Here is an 11,430-nt window from a genome sequence, read left to right on the forward strand (position 1 = left end):
CTCCACGACCCTTATGAGGGATATTGACGACAGCATGGCAAGGCTGTCAACATCATAAATAATCAAAACACATCATAACATCGCAATAGGGCAAGGAAATGCACAAAAACGGGATCCATCCGTCAAGCCGGATGCCTCAATTTGAGGGCACCCGACCCTTCCCGGCCCTGCGCACCCCTGCCGGACCATTTGATTTAGCCCGGCGGCTTGCACATCGGCCAAGGGCGGATACATCATTTCCCATCAGAATCGCCGATGACGCGGAAGCCGTCACCAGCCGATCCGACGCATGCAGGAGATGAAAGACGGTGCGTTCCACCCTGACTGACATAGCCCGGGAGGCCGGCGTCTCGGCCGCCACCGTCGACCGCGTGCTCAACAACCGGCCCGGCGTACGGGCGCGCACGCGGGAAATCGTGCTCGAAATGGCGCAGCGCCTCGGCTACATCGCCGAAGGCCCGAACGGCACGCCGCCACGGCCCTCGCCCGGCGAGGTCATCCGGCTCGACTTCGCCCTGCCGGCCGGCACCAATTCCTTCATCAAGATGCTGCACCGCCACATCGAGGCACAGGCTCTGGCGCGGCCCGACCTCGATGTTCGTATCGCCACCATAGAGGGCTTCAATCCTGACCGGCTCGCTCGCCTGCTGCAGGATCTGCGCGGACAGACGCAAGGCGTCGGCGTCATCGCACTCGACCATCCGACGGTGCGCGAAGCGATCCGCTCCCTGTCGGCCAACGACATCAAGGTGGTGACCATCGCTTCCGACATCCTGCATGTGCCCAGGGTCGCGTATATCGGCATCGACAACCGCGCCGCCGGGCGGCTGGCCGGCTATCTGCTCAACCGCTTCATGGGATCGGGGCGTCCGGGCAAGGTGGCGCTGTTCGCCGGCTCGCTGTCCTATCGCGGCCACGAAGAACGCGAGATGGGGTTCCGCCACGTGCTGACCGAGGAATCACCCAATCTGCAGATCGTCGAGATGCGCGAAATGCTCGACGATCGCGAGAAGGCCTATTCGGAGGCATCAGCCCTGCTGGAGCGGCACCCCGACCTTGCCGCGATCTACAATGTCGGCGCCGGCAACACCGGTATCGCCCGCGCGCTCAAGGAGCGCGGCCGCGCCCAATCCATGGTCTTCCTCGGTCACGAAGTGACGGACGGCACCAAGGACCTTCTGCTCGACGGCACGCTCGACGCGGTCATCGACCAGAACCCGCGCGTCGAGGCCCGCGAAGCGCTCAACACCCTGATCCATGCGGTCCGGGGATTGCCCTATGAACTGCACCAGCCAAGGCTGCAGGTGATCTTCAAGGAGAACATCCCGGAGATTTGACGAACCAGACGAACGGGGCGGCGCGGCAAAGCGCCCGCCCCGCTCGATGCTTCTAGTCTATTGGACGGCAGCGACTTCAGCCGCGGCGCCATCGACAAAGCTCTTGTCGACCCATTTGCCATAGTCGATCGAGCCCTTCAGGAGCCCGGCGCTGGCCATGAATTTCTCCTCGCCTTGCAAGGCGGCGATCGCGTCGTCCGTGAGTTTCGGATCCTGATGGAACACCCCGTCGGCGTAGGTCTTGCGGACGGATTTTTCCGACGACTTGGTGGCCTCGACAAAGGTCTTGATCGTCTGGTCTGGATGGGCATCGGCCCAACGCGAAATCTCGATATCGACCTTCAGCAGCCGCTTGACCAGATCGGGATATTTCGCCGCGAAGGCGCCGTTGACCGAGATGACGTTGGGCACGTTCCATTCCGGATGAGTGCTGGTGTCGAACAGGACGCGCGCCTCGCCGGCGTCGACCAGCTTGGCCGCCGTCGAATCGGTCTCGACAATGGCGTCGATATCGCCGCGCAGCAACGCCGGGCCGGATGCCTCGAACGGCAGGTTCAGACCTTCGACGTCATTGATGGTCAGGCCGACGCTGTTCAGTGCCTTGCTGAAGTTCGAATGCCGCACCGTGCCGGTGAGATAGGCGACCTTCTTGCCCCTGAGATCCTGCAGCGTCTTCAACGGCGAGTCGGTCTTGACGACGATGTAGGAACCGCCGGCCTTCACATAACTCGACAGGCCGATCAGCTTGACGTCGGCGCCGGACGCAGCAACCCGCAGCGCCGGATTGTTGCCGGTATAGGTGAACTCGATCGCGCCGGTGGCCAGCGCGGTCGTCGCCTCCGAACCCCCATTGAAAGTCACCAGTTCGACCTTGATGCCGTCCTTGGCGAACTCCTTCTCCCACCAGCCGTCCTTCTGGGCGAGGATGAATTTGAGATGCCCCGGCGCGGTACTGCCGATGCGGATAATTTCAGGCTTGTCCTGCGCGAAGGCAGGCATGCCGCCAAGGCCGATGACGACGGCAATAGCGCCCTTCAGCAGCAGCCGGCGAAGGGCGTCGAATGGAATGTTGGGCATGGGAAAAATCCTTCCTGATTGGAATGAATGGGTGGCTCAGATGAGCGAGGTCTCGGACTGGCCTTTCCAGGCCGTTGCCCAGCGCTCGAACCAGACGAGCAGGTAATTGACGGTCAGGCCGATGACGGTCAGCGTCAGGATGCCGGCGTACATGTCGGCCGTTTCCATCATCAGCTGCGAGTTCTGGATGAGGAAACCGAGGCCGGATTTGGCCGCCAGCATCTCGGCGCCGATGACCGCGAACAGCGAGGATTTCACCGCCAGCCGGGCGCCGGCGACGATCGAGGGAATGCTGGCCGGCAGGATGACTTTGCGGAACAGATCGAAGTCGGACGTACCCATCGAGCGCGCCGCCTTGATCAGCAGCGGATCCACCGACTTGACGCCGCTGATCGTGTTGACGAGGAGAAAGAAAACCGAGGAGTAGAAGGTGATCGCGACCTTCGATTCCTCACCGATGCCGAGCAACAGGATGAACACCGGCAGCAGTGCGAATTGCGATGTGTTTCGCAGCGTCTGCACCAGGAGGTCGGAAACCTTCTCGAACAGCGAATAGCGCCCCATCAACAGACCGAGGGGGATGGCCACCACCACGCCGAGTGCGAAGCCGATCGCTGCGCGCTGCAGGCTGATGCCGATATGCTCGATCAGCACGCCCGAGGCGAGCAGGGCCCACCAGGCGACCAGGACCTCGCTCAGCGGCGGAAAGAAGATCCGGTTCAGCCAGCCGAGTCGGGGCGCGATCTCCCACAGCAGGAAGAACAGGCCGAGCAGCGGCACGCCATAGAGGAACGTGCCGTGGCTTGCTTTCTTGCTCCGGATCTTGGCGCTGGCCTTGATGGCCGGGACCCTGGCGGCGGCTACCGTTTCGCCAGCGCCGGCAAACAGGTGGAGCGCTCCCGCGGAGCCAAACTTCTCGGTCAGATAGGCCATTGGTCCAGCTCCTCAGTGACTGAAGGCTGGCGACAGGGTCCAGTCCTTCTGCGCCTTGTTGACCTCGTCGCGCAGCACGTCCCAGACGCGGGCGCGATATAGATTGAATTCGGCGCTGGCGCGACGCGGTCGGCGAGGAAGATCGCCTCGTCGATCGAGTGGGTGACAAAAATCACCGTGGTGTTGATCTTGCCCCAGATCCGCAGCAGCTCGCCTTGCAGAAGCTCGCGCGTCTGCTGGTCGAGCGCCGCGAACGGCTCGTCCATCAGCAGCACTTCCGGGTTGCTGGCCAGCGCACGCGCGATCGCCACACGCTGCTGCATGCCGCCGGACAGCTGGTTGGGAAAACGGTCCTCGAAACCGGCAAGGCCGAACAGCGCCAACAGATGGCGGGCTGTGGCGGTACGCTCGGCCTTGGCCACGCCGCGCACTTCCAGCGCATATTCGATGTTGGCGAGCGCCGTGCGCCAGGGAAACAGCGCATATTGCTGGAAGACATAGCCGGTCTTTGGATCGGGCCTGGTGATGCGCCTGCCGTCGAGCTGGACGTTGCCGCCGGTCGCCTGCGTCAGCCCGCCAATGATATCGAGCAGCACCGACTTGCCCGAGCCGCTCGGGCCGACCAGCGTGATGAACTCGCCCTTGCGGATGGAAAGATCGACGCCGTCGAGCACGGTGACGCGGTCGGTCGCCTCGCCATCCACGGTGACGAACTGCCCCGGCTTGAGCTGGAAGGTCTTGCTGATGTCGCTGACGACGATCCGGTCCATGTTCGGGCGATCCATATCTGTCTCCGATCGGTTCACTGCGCCACGCGGATGCGGTGCGTCGGGTCGAATTCCGAGCCGCCCGCCTTGCCGCGCTTCCAGCCAAGCGCGCGGGCATAGGAGCCGAACAGCTGGCGGGCGTCGGCCTGAGCTTCCGTGATGCCGGTCGGCCCTTCGGCGAACTCGGCCACATAAAGCGCGTCGGTCGGGCAATAGATCTCGCAAAGAAAGCAGGTCTGGCAGTCCTCCTGGCGAGCGATCACCGGCACGCCATTGTCGGTCGCGTCGAAGACGTTGGCCGGGCACACCTTGACGCAGATGTCGCATTCGACGCAGCGCGTGGCCGAGACGATCTCGATCATGACGCCAGCTCCGCCAGCCGCTCAGGCGCACCTGCGATGCGGAACGCATCCACACCGGTGATGACCAGCCGGTGCGCGAAGGCCGGGCTCTTGCCCGGCAGATCGGTGCGGCGGTGCATGCCGCGGCTCTCGGTGCGGTGCAGCGCGGCGGCCACGGACCAACGCCCAGCAGCGGCGATCGAAGCTGCCTCTCGGGTACGGACCCGGTCCAGCCCCTCGCCTTGCAGATGGCTGCGCACGTCGCGCCAGACACTCTCCAGCCGCTCGCCGCTTTTCTCCAGGGCCTCGCCAGTGCGGAAGAAATTCTTGTCGAGCGGCGTGACTTCGCTACGCACCGCCTCGATAACTTCGCCCGCCGAGATGTCGGCCCTCGCCGATGATGCAGGACGCAAGCCGGCCTGGCCGAGCGATTGCACTGCGCTGCGGAACGCCTTGCCGGTGCGGCGCTGGGCATGGGTCGAGGCGCCCTTGCCGGCCCACCAGCCGCTGGCCAGCGCCCAGGACGAATTGAAGGCGCCGCCGCCTGATACCGCACCGGTCATCATCTCGCGGCTGGCAGCGTCGCCGGCAACATAGAGGCCGGGCACGCCGGTGGCGCAATCGTCGGAGACGATGTCGATGCCGCCGGTGCCGCGCACCGTGCCTTCGGCGCGCAAGGTGATACGGAACAGTTCGCTGAACGGGTCGATGCCGGCGCGGTCATAGGGCACGAAGCAGTTCGGCTGACCCTGGCGCAGCCAGCCTTGCAGCGCCGGCTCGGCTTGATCGAGCCGCGCATAGACCGGGCCGTCGATCAGCGCACGCGCCACTTCCTCCTCGCGGTCGCCGATGCCGTTGCGCAACGGCTCGCCGGTCGGCCCGAGGATCGGCGAACCATCCTCGCGATGGAACGATGCCCAGCGGACGGCAGGCCCTTGTTCAATGAGGAGCCATAGGGCGCCAGCGTGTACTTGCCGGTGAACTCCATGCCCGACAGGCTGGCGCCGGCTTCCGCCGCCATCAGATAGCCGTCGCCGGTCAGCCCGGTCGCGCCGAGGATGCGCTCGCGGAAAGCGCAGCCGCCCGTCGCCAGCACCACCGCGTTGGCGTCGACGCGCCAGTCCTGGCCGATCTGCCGGGCGACACCGGCGGCGCCAACGATGGCATCGCCGTCGGACAGAAGTTCGAGCGCCGGGTGATGGTCGAGCACGGTGACGCCGGCCAACAGCACCCGGCGGCGCATGAAGCGCATGTAGTCCGGCCCGCGCAGATTGGCGATGTAGAGCCGGCCGTCATCCTCGCTCGGAAAGGGATAGCCCCATTCGGACAGCCTGAGCAGATTGCGGTAGGCGGTATCGACGCAGCGCAGCATCCAGCGCGGGTCGGCGAGTTCGCCGGTGCGCTGCCAACGCCGCTCAACGACGGCATGCCTGTTGTCGCCCGGCGGCACGCACCAGGTGCCGGTGTTGGAGGGCGCGGTGGCGCCACTGGTGCCAAGATAACCTTTGTCGGCCAGCACCACCTTGGCGCCGCTCTCGGCCGCAGCGACAGCCGCCCAGGCCGCTGACGGACCTCCGCCCAGCACCAGCACGTCGGCCTGGAGCAGCAAGCTGTCAGAAACGGATTTTGCGGCTTGGGCATGGATACCTGGCGAATGCGTCGAGGACGGCGCTAGGCCGCGCGGGCCGCGCTGGAAGACCAGACCGGCTCGTTGCCGGCGCTCCACTTGATGTTGCAGCCGATCGACGGCACCTGGCTGGCAGTGGGCCTGCCGCCCTCCAGCACCGTGTCGACCGCTGCCCGCAGATCGGCACCGGTCACCGGCTTGCCATTACCCGGCCGCGCATCGTCGAACTGGCCGTGATAGGCGAGCCGCCGGTCGGCATCGAACAGGAAGAAGTCGGGTGTGCAGGCGGCGCCATAGGCCTTGGCCGTCTGCTGCGACGCATCCTTGAGATAGGGGAAGGAATAGCCGAATTTTTCGGCCTCTTCGCCGATGCGGGCCAGCGTCTCCTCCGGATGCGCCTCATGGTCATTGGCGTTGATCGCCACCACTTGCAGCCCCTTGCCGGCATAATCCCTGGCGAAAACGGCAAGCTGCTCACGGATCAGCACGACGAACGGGCAGCGGTTGGAAATAAAGGCGACGAGCAAGGCCGGCTTGGCGTCGAAATCGGCGAGGCGGTGCAGCACGCCTTGCGCGTCGGGCAACAGGAAATCGGCCGCCCTGGTGCCGAGGTCGATCGGATTGGACTCTGTCTTCGGCATCGATGCGCGCTCCCTTTGTGCAGCCGGTTTTCACAGGCCAAGTGCGAGCGCCTCGAACGTTCGCAGTTAGTCTATGAATTAGTATAATTATAGGCTGGAGAGCACATTCACGGTCAACCGAGCGGCTTAGAATATCGTGCCAATGTTTCAGGCCGAGCCGCCAAGTTTGTTCGGGCGGAAGCCGATCCGGAGAAATCCGGACGGACAGGATTTATCAAGCGCAACGGGTTCGACGACGAATTGGTACTGCCCAGCCGAAACGCCTTGCGATTTTCGCGACGTCATTCCCCTTCCGGATAGAGCGCCTTCGCCAGGTCGCGGATCGCATCTGATGTGCGCGGGCCGAAGTCGATCATGTAGGCGCCGTCGAGCACCACCAGCGCCTTGTTGGCCGCCGCCGGCGTTGCCGCCAGCGCGCGGTTGCCGAACACCTGCTCGGGCGTCGGGCCACCCTTGCCGTCGCTCATCATCAGGATGACATCAGGCGCCATCTCGATCAGCTTTTCCTCCGATGCCGCCTTGTAGCCCTGCACGACATCCATCGGGTTGAGGCCGCCGGCGTAGCGGATGATGGCGTCGGCCGAGGTGCCGGCGCCGGCTGCGCTCAGCTTCACAAGGCCATGGAAGAACACCACCTTCTTGCGCCGCTCCGGCGGGATATTTGCTGCCAGATCGGCTGCCGTCTGAAAGGCGGTGAGCACCTCGGTGGAAACCACCTTGCCCTTGTCCTCGAGCCCAAGGCTGGCGGCGATCAGGGTGATCTTGCGCTCGATGCCTTGCGGGGTGTTGTCCTGCGGGACGAAGACGATCGGGATCGCCAGTGATTTCAGCACCTCGACCGCCTCCGGCGGCCCGCTGTCCTCGGCCGCCAGGATCAGATCGGGACGCAAGCTCGCCAACCCCTCGACCGAAAGCTGGCGGCGGTAGCCGACATTAGGCTTCCCGGCCACGGATGGCGGATATTTGCTGCCGCGATCGACGGCGATGATCCGCTCGCCGGCGCCGAGCGCGTGGACGATCTCGGTAACGTCGGAGCCCAGCGTCAGGATCCTCGTTGCCGGTCCCGGCGCGACGGTTCGTCCCAGCGCGTCGACAACGCCCTCGGCGGCCAGCGCCTTGAAACCGCAGGAAGGCGCCAGCACCGACAGCGCCAGAAGCAGCATCGCCGCGATCCTGCCTGGTTGCAACCAGCCGATCCTCTTGCCCTCGCCCACACTTCCGACCATGCCGCTGCTCCGTGCCAGATGCTTCTCGATGACGGTCGGCTATAAAATTAAAGTTGACTCATGTCATCATGTTTTAATATGTGACCCCTGCCCCGACCCGCCTGGTCGAGGGATTTTCAATCATGCCAGCCAAGGCTTTTCAGCCACCGCCAGCAGTTTTGCTTTTGCTTAGGGGCTGCATGACAACGACAACAAACACGACCTTGATGGCGAGCACCGCGCTCGCCTTCGTGCTCGGCCTCTGCGCCGTGCCTTTTGCCAACGCGCAGGAACAGGACCAGGAGAAAAAGGCCGCCGCCAAGGCCGGCCGCCTGGCGCCGGCCAATCCCGCGCAGAACCAGCCGGCGACCATGCTCGACGTGATCACCATCTCGGCGACGATGATCAAGACGGCGGTGATCGAATCGATGGCCGCCATCAGCGCCATCGATCAGGACGAACTCGACCGCATCCAGCCCGACACAGCCGCCGACATCTTCCGCACAACGCCGGGCGTCGCTGCCTCGATGAATGGCGACGATCCCGCAACCGCCATCAACATCCGCGGCCTGGAGCAATATGGCCGCGTCGTCGTCACCCTCGACGGCGCCCGCCAGGACTATTGGCGCGTCGGTCATGGCTCTGGCTCGTTCTATGTCGAACCCGATCTGATCAAGGAAGCCACCGTCATTCGCGGCCCGGTGTCGAATGCCTATGGCTCGGGCGGCATCGGCGGCGTCGTCTCCTTCGAGACCAAGGATGCCGGCGATTTCCTCAAGAAGGACGAGCGCTGGGCGCTGAGCGAGAAGCTTGGCTATGAGGACAATGGCGACGGCTTCACCACCAGCACCACCGGCGCCTACCGCTTCAGCGACGATGCTGACATCATCGGCAACCTCATCTACCGCGACCGTGACAGCTACACCGACGGCAATGGCGACACCGTGCCATGGACCGGCGAGCGGGTGACCAGCGGCTATCTGAAGACGACGCTGCGCCCGGCCGATGGCCACGAGCTGAAGCTCGGCGCCATCCTGCAGCGCTACAACGACCAGATCACCGGATCGAGCGGCTCGACCTCGCCAACGCTGAGCCGCTACGACACCAACACCACCAACCAGACCTACACCGCTGCCTACACCTGGAAGCCCGACGACAACGAGTTGATCGACTTCAGCGCCAATGCCTACCACAACCGCACCCGCGCCGAGCAGACGCAGGTCGCGCCCGCCTCAGGGGTCGGCAATTTCCGTTTTTATGATGTCGCCACCTCGGGCGTCAACGCGAAGAATTCCTCGCGCTTCGACGCCTGGGGGCTGGCCCACACGCTGACCTACGGTCTCGACTACTATTATCTCGAGGCCTCCTCGGAAGCGGCGCATTTCGGCGCCGGCGAGCAGCAGGGTTATGGCAGCTTCCTGCAATGGCAAGGTGACTACAAGGAGTGGCTGCAGGTGATCGCGGCCATGCGCTATGATGGCTACCAGCTTGATGGCGAAACGCGCATCCCGTCGCCGCAGGAAGCCTCGATCTCTGGCGACCGCTGGTCGCCACGCCTCACCGTTGGCGTCACGCCGTTTGACGGCTTTCAGCTCTATGGCACCTACTCCGAAGGCTACCGGGCGCCTGGCCTGCAGGATGTCTTCCGTGGCGGCGGCGCGCATGGCGGCGGCGACACCTATCGGCCCAATCTCCTGCTACAGCCCGAAACGGCGAAGAACTGGGAGGCCGGCATCAATGTCAAATATGACGATTTGCTGACGGCGGGCGACCGGTTGCGCGCCAAGCTCAACGTCTTCCACACCGACGTCGAGGACTATATCGACGTCGATCTGACGGTCCTTCCGCGCACGGCCATCAACATCGGCGACGCGCGCCTGAAGGGCGTCGAGGCCGAGATGGTCTATGATTACAACTGGGGCTTCGTGAACCTCGCCGGGGCGCTGATCAACGCCAAGGTCGTCAGCGGCGTCTATTCCGGCCAGGCGCTGAACAACACGCCGCTCGACCGCTTCTCGGCCACAATCGGCTTTCGCATGCTGGAGGACCAGCTCACGGTCGGCGCGCAATATCTCAGCGCCGGCAAGATCACCCGCACCAGCCGCACCAATCCCAACGCCGTGCCGATTGTCGACGACGCCTTCGATCTGGTCAATGTCTTCGCCAACTGGCGCGTCAACGACAACCTCAAGCTCGATTTCGGCGTCGATAACATCTTCAACACCGCCTACACCGACCCGCAAAGCGCATGGTCGACCTCGGCGGCAACCGAACAGGGCAAGGGTCGCACCTTCAAGGTGGCCCTCACCGGCAGGATCGGAGGCTGACAATGAGCGAAGCATCGGTGCGTGAACTGGCCTGTGAGGCACAGCTCAACCTGCGACATCTGCCTGATTACATGGACAGCATCAGCGACAGACTGCAGAGCTTCGAGGCCGATGCCTCGCATCATGGACAGCGCATCGATTTCCGCTTCGCCTTCGGCGACGCCTCCATCGACATGGAGCGGCTGGTGATGCGGGCCAAAGCCGCCGACCGCGACGGGCTCGCCCGTATCAAGGACCTGCTGGCCACAGCCGTACAGGTCTACGCCAAGGAGGAAAACCCCGAGATCGTCTGGACCGGCGATCTCTCAGGCGAAACCAGCCTCGCCCAGTTCCGCGAGATGGTGGTGACGGATATTCGCGACCTCACCCCGCACATGCGCCGCATCCGGCTGGCCGGCGAGAATCTCTCGCGTTTCACCAAATTCGGCGGCATGCACATCCGCATGCTGTTTCCGACCAGGGAGGTGCCCGATCCGCTGTGGCCAGTGCTGGGCGGCAATGGCCTGCCGGCTTGGCCCGCCGACGACCGGCGCCCGGTGGCGCGCGTCTACACCATCCGCACGCTCGACGTGGAAACGGGCCTCATCGACGTCGACTTCCTGATCCATCCGGGTGACAGCGTCGGCTCCGCCTGGGCCATGCAGGCAGCGCCCGGCATGAAGGTCGGCATCATGGGACCGGTCGGCCGTCCGGTACGGCAGGCAGAATGGTACGTCATGGGCGCCGACGAAACCGGCCTGCCGGCGCTGGCGCGGCTGCTGGAGACGCTGCCGGCCGAGACAAAGGGCGTCGCCTTTGTCGAGATCGCCAATAATGGCGAAAGGCAAGCGATCGCCAATGCCACGGGCATCGAGTTGCATTGGCTGACAAGGAACGGCATGCCGGCGGGCGAGGACAAACTGCTGGCCGAGGCTGTCCGCTCGGTAGCGTGGCCGCAGGACGGTTCGGCCTTCGGCTGGTTCGCGGCGGAAGCCGCTGCCGCCAAGATCGTGCGCGAATATTGGCGCGACACGCTGGGCCTTGGTCGCGATCAAACGCTGGCGGCTGCCTATTGGCGGCGTGGTGCTGCCGGATTGATGGCTGGTTGAGGTCTGAAGCGCGGTTGATGGCAGCGTGAAGTGAGAGGCGTCGGCGGTGCCCCTCATCTGCCTGCCGGCATCTTCTCCCCGTAAACG

Annotated in this window: 8 protein-coding genes and 2 pseudogenes; 3 read left to right on the forward strand and 7 right to left on the reverse strand. The window is 64.5% G+C overall.

Going from position 1 to position 11,430, the window contains the following annotated elements; all coding sequences use genetic code 11:
- Positions 1-308 precede the first annotated feature (308 nt).
- Complete coding sequence (locus tag AC0L2U_RS25530; protein ID WP_127396597.1) at positions 309-1,337, forward strand: LacI family DNA-binding transcriptional regulator; 1,029 nt, start codon at positions 309-311, stop codon at positions 1,335-1,337.
- A 57-nt stretch (positions 1,338-1,394) separates the two neighbouring features.
- Here the strand turns inward: AC0L2U_RS25530 and AC0L2U_RS25535 are convergent, their stop codons facing one another.
- The 7 genes and pseudogenes from AC0L2U_RS25535 to AC0L2U_RS25565 all read right to left on the reverse strand — a co-directional run bounded on the left by AC0L2U_RS25535 (position 1,395) and on the right by AC0L2U_RS25565 (position 7,949).
- A complete protein-coding gene (locus AC0L2U_RS25535; RefSeq protein WP_128289801.1) occupies positions 1,395-2,414 on the reverse strand; it encodes an aliphatic sulfonate ABC transporter substrate-binding protein in 1,020 nt (339 codons plus the stop codon).
- A 36-nt stretch (positions 2,415-2,450) separates the two neighbouring features.
- The gene (locus AC0L2U_RS25540; RefSeq protein ID WP_127270901.1) at positions 2,451-3,347 is read right to left on the reverse strand and encodes an ABC transporter permease; all 897 of its coding nucleotides are present in this window, start codon (positions 3,345-3,347) and stop codon (positions 2,451-2,453) included.
- Between the two features lie 12 nt (positions 3,348-3,359).
- A pseudogene (locus AC0L2U_RS25545) lies at positions 3,360-4,117 on the reverse strand (ABC transporter ATP-binding protein).
- Between the two features lie 32 nt (positions 4,118-4,149).
- A complete protein-coding gene (locus AC0L2U_RS25550) occupies positions 4,150-4,476 on the reverse strand; it encodes a 4Fe-4S dicluster domain-containing protein (RefSeq protein WP_127255510.1) in 327 nt (108 codons plus the stop codon).
- Positions 4,473-6,100 (reverse strand): annotated as a pseudogene (locus AC0L2U_RS25555) (FAD-binding protein). Before AC0L2U_RS25555 ends, AC0L2U_RS25550 begins: the two are co-directional and overlap by 4 nt.
- Positions 6,101-6,126: 26 nt before the next feature.
- The gene (locus AC0L2U_RS25560; RefSeq protein ID WP_127809910.1) at positions 6,127-6,723 is read right to left on the reverse strand and encodes a thioredoxin family protein; all 597 of its coding nucleotides are present in this window, start codon (positions 6,721-6,723) and stop codon (positions 6,127-6,129) included.
- A gap of 281 nt (positions 6,724-7,004) precedes the next feature.
- A complete protein-coding gene (locus AC0L2U_RS25565) occupies positions 7,005-7,949 on the reverse strand; it encodes a heme/hemin ABC transporter substrate-binding protein (RefSeq protein ID WP_473602816.1) in 945 nt (314 codons plus the stop codon).
- A 179-nt stretch (positions 7,950-8,128) separates the two neighbouring features.
- On the opposite strand from AC0L2U_RS25565, the gene AC0L2U_RS25570 reads away from it, so the two are divergent.
- On the forward strand, positions 8,129-10,255 hold the full coding sequence (locus AC0L2U_RS25570) for a TonB-dependent hemoglobin/transferrin/lactoferrin family receptor (protein ID WP_473602817.1): 2,127 nt from the start codon (positions 8,129-8,131) through the stop codon (positions 10,253-10,255).
- 2 nt (positions 10,256-10,257) lie between these two features.
- A complete protein-coding gene (locus AC0L2U_RS25575) occupies positions 10,258-11,343 on the forward strand; it encodes an SIP domain-containing protein (RefSeq protein ID WP_473602818.1) in 1,086 nt (361 codons plus the stop codon).
- Positions 11,344-11,430: the final 87 nt, after the last annotated feature.

The organism is Mesorhizobium sp. WSM4808 (genome assembly GCF_055811675.1).

Coding starts and splice junctions, on each gene's coding strand:
- AC0L2U_RS25535 (WP_128289801.1), bottom strand. CDS start 2,414: ATGCCCAACATTCCATTCGACGCCCTTCGCCGGCTGCTGCTGAAGGGC.
- AC0L2U_RS25540 (WP_127270901.1), bottom strand. CDS start 3,347: ATGGCCTATCTGACCGAGAAGTTTGGCTCCGCGGGAGCGCTCCACCTG.
- AC0L2U_RS25550 (WP_127255510.1), bottom strand. CDS start 4,476: ATGATCGAGATCGTCTCGGCCACGCGCTGCGTCGAATGCGACATCTGC.
- AC0L2U_RS25560 (WP_127809910.1), bottom strand. CDS start 6,723: ATGCCGAAGACAGAGTCCAATCCGATCGACCTCGGCACCAGGGCGGCC.
- AC0L2U_RS25565 (WP_473602816.1), bottom strand. CDS start 7,949: ATGGTCGGAAGTGTGGGCGAGGGCAAGAGGATCGGCTGGTTGCAACCA.
- AC0L2U_RS25570 (WP_473602817.1), top strand. CDS start 8,129: ATGACAACGACAACAAACACGACCTTGATGGCGAGCACCGCGCTCGCC.
- AC0L2U_RS25575 (WP_473602818.1), top strand. CDS start 10,258: ATGAGCGAAGCATCGGTGCGTGAACTGGCCTGTGAGGCACAGCTCAAC.